Origin of the sequence: Spirillospora sp. NPDC052242 (assembly GCF_040679555.1) — a bacterium.
Classification (GTDB): Bacteria; Actinomycetota; Actinomycetes; order Streptosporangiales; family Streptosporangiaceae; genus Spirillospora.
The window spans coordinates 17,766-31,284 of record NZ_JBFAUZ010000002.1 but is presented as its reverse complement, the minus strand read 5'-3'; the positions used below and the strand labels follow the sequence as shown (position 1 = coordinate 31,284).

Genomic DNA, 13,519 nt, shown 5'->3' with positions numbered 1-13,519 from the left:
GCGCTCGCGCACGGAATGCGAAATCAATCCGAGAGATTGCGAATTCCCCGAAGAAACTGGTGCGTCCGGCAGACTTGACCCACCAAATCGACTGGTCAGCGCGCTGCCTGGGTACCTAAACTCCATGAGCGTCGACCCGTCACTCAAGCCACGCAACGAAACCGATCATGAGCGACTCGACCGGCAACTCATCGAAATGCTGCAGGGCTTCCGTGTCGCCGTCACGGGCGTGCAGATGCTCTTCGCGTTCCTGCTGACCGTGCCGTACGCAGCGGGGTGGGGAAAGATCGACGAGACGGGCCGGATCCTCTTCTTCATCGCACTGTACGGGGCGGCATTCGCGTCGATCTGTTTCAGCGCGCCGGTGTTCCAGCACCGAATCCTTTTTCGGATGGACCAAAAAGAGATGCTGGTGTGCCGGGCGAACCGGCTCGGAATCTGCGGCGGCATCGCCCTCGCCCTGTCGATCTCGGCGTCCACCACATTGGTCATGGAAACGCTGACGGCGTGGTGGGCGGCGGCCACCACCGCGCTCTGCGTCGTGGCGTTGTGCGGCTGGCTGTGGTTCCTGCAGCCGCTGGGCCAGCGCCTCCGGCTGATCCGCCGCATGGCCCGCACCAAGCTCGAAGACCTCCCCGGCACGGAGTAGGGTCCGGACCTCGGCTTCCGGACGACGGCCCCCGACGGGGCGCTCGCAACAGATCCGACTATGACCGACTGTTCACTTCTTTACCGGGTAATGGATCGTTCATGAGCGTAGACCCGGCCCAGAAGCCTCGCAACGAGACCGAGCACGAACGTCTCGACCGGCAGCTGATCGAACTGCTCCAGGGGTTCCGTGTCGCGGTGACCGGCGTGCAGGTGCTGTTCGCCTTCCTGCTGACCGTCCCGTTCGCGGCGCGGTTCGACAAGGTCGACGACACCGGCGAGATCCTGTTCTACATCGCGCTCTTCGGCGCCGCGGCCGCGTCGATCTGCTTCAGCACCCCGGTGTTCCAGCACCGCATCCTGTTCCGGATGAACAAGAAGGCGGTGCTGATCCGCCGCGCCAACCGCCTCGGCATCTGCGGCGGCATCGCGCTCGCCGTGTCGATCACGGCCGCCACCACGCTGATCGTCCAGACCCTCACCGAGGACTGGTGGGCGATCGTCACCGCCGCCGCCGTGGTGGTCGTGTGCGCGTGGCTGTGGTTCGTCCAGCCGTTCCGGGACCGCGTGCAGGCCACCCGCGCGAACGGGGACGACGAGGACGCCGGGGACGGCGGCTGACCGCCGCCCCCGGCGCCCGTCGCGTCAGTACGACTTGCCGAAGATCACGCGCTTGCCGTACGCGGACGGCTCCCCGCACTTCACGCACGCGCCCGACTCCTCCGGCGCGTCCGTCGGGATGACGCGCGGGGTCGCGGCGGTGTCGGCCTTGATCGCGTCCTCGCACTCGGTGCGGCCGCAGTGCAGGGCGCGCGCCCAGCCCTCCGCGACCTGGCCGGCGAAGGCGTCCCACGAGTCGACGACGGCGGTGCGCTCCTCGCGGAACGCCTCGGCGCGGGCCAGCAGGAACGACTGGAACTCGGCGAGGATCCCCGGGATCAGCTCCGGCACCTTCTCCAGCGGGATCTGCTCCTTGCCCTGCCCCTCCGCCGTCGGCAGCCGCCGGACGACCGTGGCGACCCCGGCCTCCAGGTCGCGCTTGCCCAGCTCGATCCGGACCGGGACGCCGCGCATCTCCCACTCGTTGAACTTGAAGCCCGGCGAGAGCTGCGGCCGGTTGTCGTCGACGTGCACGCGGATGCCCATCGACCGGACCGCCGCGCCCAGCCGCCGCGCCTCGGCGGCCGTCTGCTCGCCCTGCTCCTTGCGCCCGATCGGCACGATCACGACCTGGTAGGGGGCGAGACGCGGCGGCAGCACGAGCCCCTTGTCGTCCCCGTGCGTCATGATCACGCCGCCGATCATGCGGGTGCTCATGCCCCAGGACGTCGTGTGCGCGAGCGTCAGCCTGCCCGCCTCGTCCTGGTACTGGATCTCGAACGCCTTCGCGAAGTTCGTCCCGAGGTAGTGGGACGTGCCGGCCTGCAGGGCGCGGCCGTCCCGCATCATGCCCTCGATCGTGTACGTGCGCACCGCGCCGGCGAACCGCTCGCCGGGCGTCTTCTCGCCCGGCACGACCGGCATCGCGGCCAGCTCCCGCGCGACCCCCGCGTAGGCGTCCAGGGCCCACATCGTCTCCCGCATCGCGTCGGCCTCGTCGGCGTGCGCGGTGTGGCCCTCCTGCCAGAGGAACTCGGTCGTGCGCAGGAACATGCGGGGCCGCATCTCCCAGCGGACCACGTTCGCCCACTGGTTCAGCAGCAGCGGCAGATCGCGGTGCGAGTCGATCCACTTCGCCATGTACTCGCCGATGACGGTCTCGGACGTGGGCCGCACGACCAGCGGCTCCTCCAGGTCCTTGCCGCCCGCGTGCGTCACGACCGCCAGCTCCGGCGAGAAGCCCTCGACGTGCTCCGCCTCGCGCTTGAGGTAGGACTCCGGGATGAGCATCGGGAAGCACGCGTTGTCGTGCCCCGCGTCCTTGATCCGCCGGTCCAGGTCGGCCTGGAGCAGCTCCCACACCCGGTACCCGTACGGTCGGATCACCATCGTGCCGCGAACCGGGCCACGGTCCACGAGCTGCGCCTGCACGACCAGCTCGTTGTACCAGGCGGAGAAATCCTCGCTCTGCGGCGTCACACCTTCTCGACTCACGCAGGACAGGGTACTGACCTGCGCCGCCCTCCACCCCCACCGTGCCCTTTCGGTGACCTCCCACCCCCCATACGGCCGTCCCGGCCTTGCCTCGGCTCGGGCTCGGGCTCGGTTGCGGGGTCGGCGGCGGCTTGTTGGGTAACCTCGCGTGATGCGCTGGTCCCAGATGTTCGTGCCCACGCTCCGCGAAGACCCCGCCGACGCGGACGCGCCGAGCCACCGGCTGCTCCTGCGCGCGGGATACGTCCGCCTGCTCGCGTCCGGGCACTACTCGCTGCTGCCGCTGGCGGTGCGCGTACGCGCGAAGGTGATCGAGGTCGTGCGGCAGGAGATGAACGCGATCGGCGGGCAGGAGATGCTGCTCCCGGCCGTGCATCCGGCGGAGCCGTGGCGGCGGTCCGGCCGGTGGGAGCTGATGGGCGAGGAGATGTTCCGGCTCCGCGACCGGCGCGGCGCCGAGCTGGCGCTCGGCATGACGCACGAGGAGATCTTCGCGACGATCGCGCAGGAGCTGCACTCCTACAAGCGGCTGCCGCAGCAGTGGTACCAGTTCCAGACGAAGTTCCGGGACGAACCGCGCCCCAAGGGCGGCCTCATGCGGACGCGCGAGTTCACCATGAAGGACGCCTACAGCTTCGACATCGACCGGGCGGGCCTGGACGCGTCGTTCGACGCCTACCACGGCGCCTACACGCGGATCTTCGAGCGGCTCGACCTGCCCGCGCTGGCCTGCGAGGCGTCCAGCGGGACGATGGGCGGCGCGGGCTCCACCGAGTTCATGTGCCCCGCCGACGTCGGCGAGGACCTCGTCGCCCACTCCCCCGCGTGCGGGTACGCCGCGAACATCGAGCGGGCGACGTCCCGTCTGGACCCGGTCGAGGACGAGCCGGGCCCGGCGGCGCCCGAGCGGTTCGACACGCCGGGCGTCCGCACCATCGAGGACCTGCACGCCTACGACGCGCCGGGCGACCGGCAGATCAAGACGCTCGTGTACCTGCTCGACGGCGCGCTCACGCTCGTCCTGCTGCGCGGCGACCATCCGCTCAACGAGCAGAAGCTCGTGGACGTCACGGGCGCCGCGTCGATCCGGGCGGCGGAGCCGGAGGAGATCCGGGAGGCGCTCGGCGCGCTGCCCGGCAGCCTCGGCGCGGTCGGCGTCGGCCTGCCGGTGATCGCGGACGAGGCGCTGCGCGGCCGCCGGAACATGTTCACCGGCGCGAACACCGACGACGTCCACCTGCGTGGCGTGGACGTCGGGCGCGACATCGCCGTCGGGACATGGGCGGACCTGCGGGAGGTCGCCGCCGGGGAGCCGTGCCCGCGGTGCGGGGAGCCGCTGCGGGTGGTCCGGGCCATCGAGATCGGGCACATCTTCAAGCTCGGTGACCGCTACTCCCGGGCGCTCGGCGCCGAGGTGCTGGACCCGGACGGCAAGCAGGTCCCGATCGTCATGGGCAGCTACGGGATCGGCGTCGAGCGGGCGATGGCCGCGATCGTCGAGACCCACCACGACGAGCGCGGCATCGTGTGGCCGCTCGCCGTCGCGCCGTTCCACGTCGCCGTCGTCCCCGCGCAGACCACCGACGACGTGCTCGCGGCGGCCGAGGACGTCTACGCGGGCCTCGCGGCGGCGGGCGTCGAGGTCGTGATCGACGACCGGCCGGAGCGGGCGGGCGTCAAGTTCCGCGACGTCGAGCTGACCGGCATCCCCTACCGGGTGACGATCGGGCGGCGTGCCCTCGCCGAGGGCATGGCCGAGGTGACGGCGCGCTCGACCGGCGAGACGGAGAAGATCGCGCTCGACGCGGTCGTGGCGCACGTGCGCTCCCTCGTGGGGGTCTGAGCGCTCTACCCTGTGTTCACCGGACGGACGATGTCGGGAATCGGGGTCATGGCAGAAGTCACCGGAAATGAAGGCCGCTGGACGTTCGACGGTGCTCTCGTGCGGATCGTCCCGGGGAACGGGCGCGGCGTGCACCGGCTGCGGCGCCTCCTCGGCGAGCTCGAGGTGCCGCTGGAGGCCGTCGCCGGGATCGCCTACGAGCCGGGCAAGAAGGGCGGCGTGCTGCGGGTGCGGCTGCGGCAGGGCGCGGACCCGCTGGTGCAGGCCGCGGGCAACGCGCTCGACGAGTCGTCCGACCCGTACCGGCTGAGCATCGACAAGGACGCCTCGGCCCTCGCCGAGTACTTCGTCGACGAGGTGCGCGATTCGCTGCAGATCGAGCAGGTCGGCACCGGGCCGGTGGACCGGTACCTGCTGCCCGGCCCGAGCGTCCCGCTGCGGGCGTCCGGCGGGGAGGGGTCGGTGACGTTCGACGGGGAGACCGTCCGGCTCGACTGGAGCTGGATGGCCGAGCACGCGAAGCAGAAGGCGGGCCCCAAGCAGTTCTCGCTGGCGGACGTCGTGAAGGTCGAGCTGCACCCGTCCGTCGGGCTGGACGAGGGGCACCTGCGGTTCCACATGAAGGACCAGGGCACTCCGCCCAAGCCGAAGCACGATCCGTACTGCCTGACGCTGTGGGGCACCAAGAAGGAGGGCGCCGCCGCGATCGCCGTGGCCGCCGCCGTCGTGGCCCGGCTCCCGCACCCGAGCGCCCCGGCGCCCGAGGACGTCCCTGCGCTGCCCGCGGCGGCCGCCGCCGAACCGGCCCCGGCGGCGACGGCCGACGACCACGACGTCCTCCTGCGGCGGCTGCGCGAACTCGGCGACCTGCACAGGGAGGGCATCCTCACCGAGGAGGAGTTCGCCACCGCCAAGCAGGCCCTCCTCCGCCGCTTCTGACGCCGGGCTTCCCCGGCTCGTGGCGCGCGGGCGGGGCCGCCCTGTAGAACAGGGGGCATGGCCGACCGCCGTCCGACGCTCGAAGACGTCGCCGCCCGCGCCGGGGTGGGGCGCGGCACCGCGTCCCGGGCGATCAACGGTTCCGCGCGGGTGAGCGAGCGGGCGCGGACGGCCGTCCTGCGGGCGGCGCGGGACCTCGGGTACGTGCCCCACGCGGCGGCGCGCGCGCTGGCCGGCGGGCGTCCGGGCGTCCTCGCGGTGGTGCTGGCGGAGGAGCCGGGCCGCCGGTTCGAGCAGCCCTACCTCGGCCAGCTCCTGGACGGGATCACCGCGGCGGCCGACACGGCCGGGGCGGCGGTGGCGCTGCACTGGGCGCGGTCGCGCGGCGAGCGCGCGGCACTGGCGCGGCGGCTGCGCGAGCCGCGGACGGACGGCGTCCTGCTGCTGTCCACGCTGCCCCGGGAGCCGCTCGCCGGCCTGCTGCGGCGCGCCGGCGTGCCCACCGTGGCGGCGGGGCGTCCCGGCGGGGTGGACCCCGGCGGGGCGGGCGACGCCGGCTACGTCGACGCCGACAACCGCGGCGGGAGCCGGCGCGCCGTCGAGTACCTGATCGGCCGCGGCCGCCGCCGGATCGCCGCGATCGCCGGTCCGCCGGAGCGGTCCGTGGGCGCCGACCGCCTCGCCGGATACCGGCGGGCGCTGGGCGGCCGTCCGGGGCCGGTGGCGTTCGGCGACTTCACGGAGGCCGGCGGGATGCTCGCGATGCGGCGCCTCCTGGCGCGGCGGCCCGGCCTGGACGCGGTGTTCGCCGCGTCCGACGTGATGGCCGCCGGGGCGCTGCGCGAGCTGGAGCGGCGGGGGCGCCGCGTGCCGGACGACGTCGCGCTCGTCGGGTTCGAGGACACGGCCGCCCGCCGTCCGACGCTGCCGATGCTCACCACCGTCCACCAGCCCACCGAGCGCATGGGACGGGCGATGGTCGAGATGCTGCTCGGGTCCTGCGGCCCGGACGCCCGCGCGCCGGTCGTCTGCGACACCGGCCTGGTCGTCCGCGGGACGGCCTGACGCGCGGCGCGCGAGCCGAAAACCGTTTGACGTGGACGGGGACGGGTGCCGAGACTCGGCTCCGGACGGCGATCGCGAGGGGGCGCAACCGTGGGACACGTCGAGGTCGGGCATGTGCGGCACACGTTGCCCGACGGCCGGGTCCTGCTGGACGACGCGTCGTTCCGGGTCGGCGAAGGGGTGACGGCCGCGCTGGTCGGGCCGAACGGCGCCGGGAAGACGACCATGCTGCGGCTGGTCGCCGGCGACCTGGCGCCGCAGGAGGGGACCGTCGCGCACAGCGGCGGGCTCGGCGTGATGCGGCAGTTCGTCGGCAACGTCCGGGACGACTCCTCGGTGCACGACCTGCTCTTGTCGGTCGCGCCGCCGCGCGTCCGCGACGCCGCCGCGGCCGTGGAGGCCGCCGAGCTCGCGATGATGGAACGCGACGACGAGCCCACGCAGCTCCGCTACGCGAACGCGCTCGCGGGCTGGGGCGACGCGGGCGGCTACGAGATCGAGGTGCTGTGGGACGCCTGCTGCGTCGCGGCCCTCGGCGTCCCGTACGACTCGTGCCGGTGGCGCGAGGTCCGCACGCTGTCGGGCGGCGAGCAGAAACGGCTCGTCCTGGAGGCCCTGCTGCGCGGCCCCGACGAGGTGCTCCTCCTCGACGAGCCCGACAACTACCTCGACGTCCCCGGCAAGCAGTGGCTGGAGGAGCGGCTCCGCGAGACGCCCAAGACCGTGCTGATCGTCTCGCACGACCGGGAGCTGCTCGACGCCGCCGCCGACCGGATCGTCACCGTCGAGGCCGGGCGGGTGTGGGTGCACGGCGGCCGGTTCGCGACCTACGCCGAGGCGCGCCGCGACCGCAACGAGCGCCTCGAGGAGCTGCGGCGCCGCTGGGACGAGGAGCACGCGAAGCTCAAGCAGCTCGTCATGATGCTCAAGAACAAGGCGACGTTCAACGACTCGATGGCGTCCCGCTACCAGGCGGCGCAGACGCGGCTGCGCCGGTTCGAGGAGGCGGGCCCGCCCGAGGTCCCGCCCCGCGACCAGTCGATCAAGATGCGGCTGCGCGGCGGGCGCACCGGCAAGCGCGCGGTGATCTGCGAGGGCCTCGAGCTCACCGGGCTGATGAAGCCGTTCGACGCCGAGATCTGGTACGGCGAGCGCGTCGCGGTGCTCGGGTCGAACGGGTCCGGGAAGTCGCACTTCCTGCGGCTGCTCGCGTCCGTCGCCGAGACGGTCCCGCGCGGCACCGCGCCCGTCGCCCCGGTCGCGCACACCGGCGTCGGGCGGCTCGGCGCCCGCGTCGTCCCCGGCCTGTTCGCGCAGACCCACGCCCGTCCCGACCTGGACGGACGGACGCCGTGCGAGATCGTCATGACCGAGCACGCCCGGCTCCGCAACGACGCGATGTCGGCGCTCGCCCGGTACGAGCTGACGGTCTGCGCCGAGCAGCCGTTCGAGACCCTCTCGGGCGGCCAGCAGGCCCGGCTGCAGATCCTCCTGCTCGAACTGGGCGGCGCGACGCTCCTGCTCCTGGACGAGCCCACCGACAACCTCGACCTCGCGAGCGCCGAGGCGCTCCAGGAGGGCCTGGAGTCGTTCGAGGGGACGGTCCTCGCGGTCACGCACGACCGCTGGTTCGCCCGCTCCTTCGACCGCTTCCTCGTGTTCGGCGCCGACGGCTCGGTGTACGAGTCGTCCGAGCCGGTGTGGGACGAGTCGCGCGTCGCCCGTCCGCGCTGACACCCGGGCACGCCGGAACGCCGGTGGCGCCCCCGGCCCGGGAGCGCCGCCGGCGGTTCTCGACGGGTCACTCGCAGATGGCCGTGTCGACGAAGTCCAGGACCGCCGTCGCCTTCGCCATGGCCTCCTTCTCCATGGCCTCCATCGACGGCCGCTTCTCGATGATCGCACCCGGCAGGGCGTTGACGACGACCGTGACCTCGCGGCCGTCCGCCATCACGCCGCCGCGCGACTCGTAGCCGTGGATGTCGCCGCCGTGGCCCCAGACGTCGCCGCAGGACAGGGTCTGCTTGTCCAGGCCGAGCCCGAAGACGGTGTTCGGCATGTCGCCCGGCTCCCCCTCGATGGTCTTCTGCATCTCCTTGAGCTGCGCGGCGGGCAGGAGCGTTCCGTCGACGACGGCGCGGAAGAACCTGTTGAGGTCGCGCGGGGTGGAGATCGCCATGCCGGCGGCGCCCGAGATCGAGGGGTCCATCTCGGTGACGTTCGTCAGCTTCCCGCCGATCGGCGCCGTGTACCCCTCCATGCGGGGCTTCGGGACGCTCTGGTCGCCGGGCTTCGGCCAGGACGTCTGCTCCAGCCCGGCCCGTTCGATGACCCGCGCGGTGACCGCGTCGCCGACCGGCTTGCCGTCCAGCTTCTCGACGAGCATCCCGGCGATGATGTAGTTCGTGTTGCTGTAGGCCCGCATCTTCCCGACGGGGAAGTCGGCCTTGTGCTTCAGCGCGGGCGCGAGGAGCTGCTCCGCCGTGTAGGTCGTCGTCGGCCTCTTGCCCGTATCGGCGTCCACCCACTGGGTGTAGTCGGGGATGCCGCTGGTGTGCTGCAGCAGGTGCCGCACGGTGATCTTTTCGCCGTCGTAGTCCGGTCCCTTGACGACGCCCGGCAGGTAGGTGTCGACCGGCTCGTCGAGCTTCACCTTGCCCTCGCCGACCAGCTGGAGGACGGCCACGGCGGTGAACGACTTGGTGTTGCTGGCGATCCGGAAGTACCCGTTCTTCGGAGGCGCGTCGCCCGTCTCCCGGTCGCCGACCCCGGCCGAGTAGTCGCGGGTCTTGCCGTCCTTGCCCTTGACCGAGACCATCACGCCGGGGAACCCGGCCTTCACCAGCTCCTGCATCGCCTTCTGGACGGCGATCTCGTTCTTGGCGACGCCGATCTCCGCCTCGGCGTCGGCCGCGTCGCCGACGTCGCAGCCGGTCAGGCCGCCCGCCAGGAGAGCGCCCGCCACCGCCGCGGCGGCGATCCGCGGCGGCCGCCGCCGGGGCCGGGACGGGACGGTCGGACGAGCGGCGGGCCGGGGGTGCTCGGACATCGTTTCTCCTCGAAGACCACCTGGTCGGTGGAGCGGGGGCGTTGCTCGGGAACCCCTCAAGAATTTCGGCCCGAAGCCTTCGCATCCATAACGCACACAGGAAGAAACGCGGTGTAGCCAGCACTACCGCGCGCGGTGTCACCTGCCCGAAGACCCCGCCCCGACCTGCGCGAACGTCCCTCGCTGTTCACGCCAGGTTTCGCGGACGACCGCTGCGGGCCGGTTCGGGGCCATCCGCACGCCATTGGGTGATTTTGCCCATTCGGCGTTGATCTGGAGGACGGGATGCGCCCGAGAAAGACCCTCGCCGCCCTGGCGGCGGCAGCGACCGCGCTGGCGCTGCAGGCACCCGCCGCGGCGGCCCACCGGCACGGCTCCTTCTTCGGCGGCGAGCTGCCGTTGAGCGCGCCGCCGGAGACCACCGAGCTCGCCGACGGCGTGACGCTGACCTCGCTGTCGCTCGGGGCGAAGGACGCCGACGACCACTGGACGGTCCACGTCTACCTGCCGGCCGCGATCGACGGGCGGCTCGACACGGCCGGCACCGCGCTGGGCTCGAAGGAGATCGCCGACCGGGTGGCCGGTGCGCTGCGGGACAAGGGGTTCGACCCGCTGCTGCGGGAGGTCTCCTCGCCCGCGTACGCCGATCAGCCGGCGGGGCCGGTCGGCTGGATCGTCCGGGTCGGGCGGTACGCCACCGGCGCCGAGGCGTCGGCCGCGCTGTCCGCGATCAGGGCGGCCGGGTTCGCGGGCGGCACGCGCTACACCGCGCAGGACGGCACCGACGCCGGGGCGCCCCAGAAGGTGCACGTGCTCCGCATCGACTTCCGCGAGTTCGGCGGCACGGTCGGCACCGACTTCGGCCCGGCGCTGAACGGCACCGAGAAGCTGACCGAGCTGGCGAGCGCGGCGGGCGCCCTCGCCGGGGTGAACGCGCAGTGGTTCTACGACGGCGCGCCCGGCGGCCTGTACGTCAAGGACGGCCGGCTGCTCGGCTCGGCCACCCAGGGCCGCGGCGGCATCAAGATCACCCGGGGTGGGCGCGCGGTGGACGTGGACTCCTTCACCGCGCACGTGACCCTGCGGGTCGGCCGGGAGCGCGTCGAGGTCGACGGCGTCAACCGGCTGCCGGGCCGAATCTGGAACTGCGGCGGCGTGGGCGGCGACCAGCCGACCGAGCAGCCGCAGCACGACCTGGCCTGCACCGACGCCAGCGAGCTCGTCCTGTTCACCCCCGAGTGGGGCACGCCGCCCGCCGGCGCGGGCGCGGAGATCGTCCTGGACGCCCGCGACCGGGTGACGGACGTGAACGCGTCGCGCGGCGCGCGGGTGCCCGCCGGCGGCTCCACCGTGCAGGCCATCGGGGACAGCGCCGCCTGGCTGCTCGAGAACGTCGAGATCGGTGACCGGCTGCGCGTCGACGAGCGCGTCGAGGACGGCCGGGGCCGCCGCGTCCCGCTGACCCGCGACACCACGATCCTCCAGGTCGGCCCCACCCTGGTCCGGAACGGTCGGGTGGCGGTGAGCGCGAAGGCCGACGGGCTGATCCGCCTGGGCACCGACCAGACGTTCACCTACAACTGGGCCGTCCGGAGCAACCCGCGCTCGATGATCGGCATGGACGCCCGCGGACGGCTCATGCTCGTCGTGGTCGACGGGCGCCAGGCCGGCTACAGCGAGGGGCTCGGCATCGCCCAGACCGGCGAGCTCATGAAGCTCCTCGGCGCCCGGGAGGCGCTGAACCTCGACGGCGGCGGTTCGAGCGTCATGGTGACCTCGGACGCCGGCATCGTGAACCGTCCGTCCGACGCGGCCGGGCAGCGCTCGCTCGGCAACGTGCTGCTCGTCCGCCCGTAACCCGGCGCGCGTCGCAGCGCGACGACGCATGCCCGGCGCCCGCGTCCGGACCGCGGCGACGGCCGATCGTGGCGGGAAGCCCGCCACGATCGGCCGCGCCCGGCGCACCACAAAGGGATACAGCCGATCTTCCCAAGGCATTTTTGCTCGCTTTTCGGCATCCGTTCCGCTAGGGGCAAATGTTTGCCGATCTGTTGAACGCCCTAGACGCCGCACTCGGCCGATAATCATACGATCGACCCGAAAGCACGCCTTTTTCGGGCGTCGAGTCCGCATTGTCTCTCGGCCGGGACGGGCGTCCCCGACCGCCATCGGCGGCGAGCAGAAAGGTCCTCCTCCATGACAACGCAGATTCCCGTGGAACTGGAGTCGGCCATCATGCGGCAGGTCAGCGACGGCGAGGTGCTGACCGACATGCGCGCGCCGACCCCGGAGACCCGGGACGAGTCGCGCCCGCTCCGCTGGTCGGAGAACATTCAGGGCAATGTGCTGGCGGCGTTCAACAAGGACCAGCAGACGTTCCTGCTACTGCGGTTCACCGACGCCGCCAAGGCACGGCAATGGCTCGGCCGGATGGAACCGATGATCTCCGACACGCGGGAGGTCGAGGATTTCAACGAACGGTTCAGCGAGCGCCGCCGCCTCCTCGGCCACGACCCGGCCGACATGGCCGCGACCTGGGTCGGCATGGCGCTGACCGTCGAGGCCCTCCGCCTGGTCGGCGACGAGCAGATCCGCAAGGACCTCCAGGACCCGGGGAACCTCCCCCGCGAGTCCACGATGGCGGCGTTCCTGCAGGGCCCCGCGAAGCGGGCCGACATCCTCGGCGACACGGGCGTCGACGACCCGAGCCACTGGTACTTCGGCCACGACGTGGCCGGGCACGACGACTGGAACGTCCACGCGGTGGTCACGGTGGCCGCCGACCGTCCCGAGGACCTGCGGAACAAACTGTCGCGCATCCGCGATCTGTGCGCCCGCCACCAGGTGGCGGAGGTGTACGAGCAGGCCGCCGCGACGCTGCCGGGCGAGGCCGCCGGCCACGAGCACTTCGGCTTCAAGGACGGCGTCTCCCAGCCGGGCGTCAAGCAGTTCCACAAGCCCGAGCCGGCGAGGACGGACGAACGCAAGGACCGTCCCGGCACGGTCCTCGTCGCCCCCGGCGAGTTCGTCCTGGGCAAGTCGCCCCACCAGATCAAGAACGGGCGGATCAACCGTCCGGCCGGCGACGGCCGCGCGGAGCTGAACTGCCCGGCGTGGATGGAGGACGGCTCCTTCATGGTGCTCCGCAGGCTGCGGCAGGACGTCGCGGGCTGGTGGGCGCAGATCGAACGGCTCGGCGCCGAGCAGTCCGCCGAGCAGAAGGACCGGCTCGCGGCCCGCATGGTCGGACGGTGGCGCAGCGGCGCCCCGCTCGCCCACCACCCCGACGCCGACCCGCACAAGTCGGGCGTCCGCATGGACAACGACTTCGACTACGGCGACGACCCGGCCGGCTACGACACCCCGCGCTGCTCCCACATCCGTAAGATGCACCCGCGCAACGGCCTCGCCGAGCGGCCCCCGAACGAGGGGAAGACCGCGTCGCGGCGGCGGATCATCCGGCGCGGCATCGCCTTCGGCCCGAAGTTCGACCCGGCGACGGGCGAGGGCAACGGCGCCGACACCGAACGCGGGCTCGTGTTCGTCGCGTTCTGCTCCGACCTCGCCGAACAGTTCGAGTTCCTCCAGCGGAGCTGGGCGAACAACGACGACTTCCCGAACAAGGTCGTCCCCGGCCTGCCGAACTCCGAGAAGCCCGACGGCGTCGACCCGGTGATCGGCTCGTCCCCGACGATGACCTGCCGGTTCTACGAGCGGCCCGCGAAGGCGAACGGCAAGGACGTCCCGCGGGAGCTCAAGATCGAACGGTTCGTCCGGACCCAGGGCACCGAGTACGCCTTCACACCGAGCAAGAAGCTGATCCGCCGCCTCGCGGCGGGCGCGTAGCACCGCGTGCAGACCGTGTGCGGCATCCCCCGGCG

10 protein-coding genes are annotated in these 13,519 nt (G+C 72.5%); 8 read left to right on the top strand and 2 right to left on the bottom strand.

The window, feature by feature from the left end; all coding sequences use genetic code 11:
- The first annotated feature begins 124 nt into the window (after positions 1 to 124).
- Together AB0L25_RS02005 and AB0L25_RS02000 are read left to right on the top strand one after the other, a co-directional pair.
- On the top strand, positions 125 to 649 hold the full coding sequence (locus tag AB0L25_RS02005; protein ID WP_500167672.1) for a DUF6328 family protein: 525 nt from the start codon (positions 125 to 127) through the stop codon (positions 647 to 649).
- Between the two features lie 101 nt (positions 650 to 750).
- Positions 751 to 1,269 (top strand): DUF6328 family protein, encoded by a 519-nt coding sequence (locus AB0L25_RS02000; RefSeq protein WP_500167670.1) that lies wholly within the window; start codon positions 751 to 753, stop codon positions 1,267 to 1,269.
- Between the two features lie 24 nt (positions 1,270 to 1,293).
- On the opposite strand, the gene proS is transcribed toward AB0L25_RS02000, so the two are convergent.
- A complete protein-coding gene (proS, locus tag AB0L25_RS01995) occupies positions 1,294 to 2,742 on the bottom strand; it encodes a proline--tRNA ligase (RefSeq protein ID WP_500167668.1) in 1,449 nt (482 codons plus the stop codon).
- Between the two features lie 151 nt (positions 2,743 to 2,893).
- Here proS and AB0L25_RS01990 point away from each other — a divergent pair, with 151 nt between their 5' ends.
- The 4 genes from AB0L25_RS01990 (at position 2,894) to AB0L25_RS01975 (ending at position 8,323) form a co-directional block, all read left to right on the top strand.
- Positions 2,894 to 4,585 (top strand): proline--tRNA ligase, encoded by a 1,692-nt coding sequence (locus AB0L25_RS01990; RefSeq protein ID WP_500167666.1) that lies wholly within the window; start codon positions 2,894 to 2,896, stop codon positions 4,583 to 4,585.
- Positions 4,586 to 4,633: 48 nt separating this feature from the next.
- Positions 4,634 to 5,524: a DUF4429 domain-containing protein gene (locus tag AB0L25_RS01985; RefSeq protein ID WP_500167664.1), complete on the top strand. Its 891-nt coding sequence runs from the start codon at positions 4,634 to 4,636 to the stop codon at positions 5,522 to 5,524.
- 57 nt (positions 5,525 to 5,581) lie between these two features.
- The gene (locus AB0L25_RS01980; RefSeq protein WP_500167662.1) at positions 5,582 to 6,589 is read left to right on the top strand and encodes a LacI family DNA-binding transcriptional regulator; all 1,008 of its coding nucleotides are present in this window, start codon (positions 5,582 to 5,584) and stop codon (positions 6,587 to 6,589) included.
- 90 nt (positions 6,590 to 6,679) lie between these two features.
- Positions 6,680 to 8,323: an ABC-F family ATP-binding cassette domain-containing protein gene (locus AB0L25_RS01975; RefSeq protein ID WP_500167660.1), complete on the top strand. Its 1,644-nt coding sequence runs from the start codon at positions 6,680 to 6,682 to the stop codon at positions 8,321 to 8,323.
- Positions 8,324 to 8,390: 67 nt separating this feature from the next.
- Here the strand turns inward: AB0L25_RS01975 and AB0L25_RS01970 are convergent, their stop codons facing one another.
- Entirely contained in the window at positions 8,391 to 9,638 is a 1,248-nt protein-coding gene (locus tag AB0L25_RS01970) for a serine hydrolase domain-containing protein (RefSeq protein WP_500167658.1), read from the bottom strand.
- Positions 9,639 to 9,923: 285 nt separating this feature from the next.
- Between AB0L25_RS01970 and AB0L25_RS01965 the strand changes: the two genes are divergently transcribed.
- Together AB0L25_RS01965 and AB0L25_RS01960 are read left to right on the top strand one after the other, a co-directional pair.
- A complete protein-coding gene (locus AB0L25_RS01965; protein WP_500167656.1) occupies positions 9,924 to 11,495 on the top strand; it encodes a phosphodiester glycosidase family protein in 1,572 nt (523 codons plus the stop codon).
- 339 nt (positions 11,496 to 11,834) lie between these two features.
- The gene (locus tag AB0L25_RS01960; protein ID WP_500167654.1) at positions 11,835 to 13,484 is read left to right on the top strand and encodes a Dyp-type peroxidase; all 1,650 of its coding nucleotides are present in this window, start codon (positions 11,835 to 11,837) and stop codon (positions 13,482 to 13,484) included.
- The last annotated feature ends 35 nt before the right edge of the window (positions 13,485 to 13,519 follow it).

Coding starts and splice junctions, on each gene's coding strand:
- AB0L25_RS02005 (WP_500167672.1), top strand. CDS start 125: ATGAGCGTCGACCCGTCACTCAAGCCACGCAACGAAACCGATCATGAG.
- AB0L25_RS02000 (WP_500167670.1), top strand. CDS start 751: ATGAGCGTAGACCCGGCCCAGAAGCCTCGCAACGAGACCGAGCACGAA.
- AB0L25_RS01990 (WP_500167666.1), top strand. CDS start 2,894: ATGCGCTGGTCCCAGATGTTCGTGCCCACGCTCCGCGAAGACCCCGCC.
- AB0L25_RS01985 (WP_500167664.1), top strand. CDS start 4,634: ATGGCAGAAGTCACCGGAAATGAAGGCCGCTGGACGTTCGACGGTGCT.
- AB0L25_RS01980 (WP_500167662.1), top strand. CDS start 5,582: ATGGCCGACCGCCGTCCGACGCTCGAAGACGTCGCCGCCCGCGCCGGG.
- AB0L25_RS01970 (WP_500167658.1), bottom strand. CDS start 9,638: ATGTCCGAGCACCCCCGGCCCGCCGCTCGTCCGACCGTCCCGTCCCGG.
- AB0L25_RS01965 (WP_500167656.1), top strand. CDS start 9,924: ATGCGCCCGAGAAAGACCCTCGCCGCCCTGGCGGCGGCAGCGACCGCG.
- AB0L25_RS01960 (WP_500167654.1), top strand. CDS start 11,835: ATGACAACGCAGATTCCCGTGGAACTGGAGTCGGCCATCATGCGGCAG.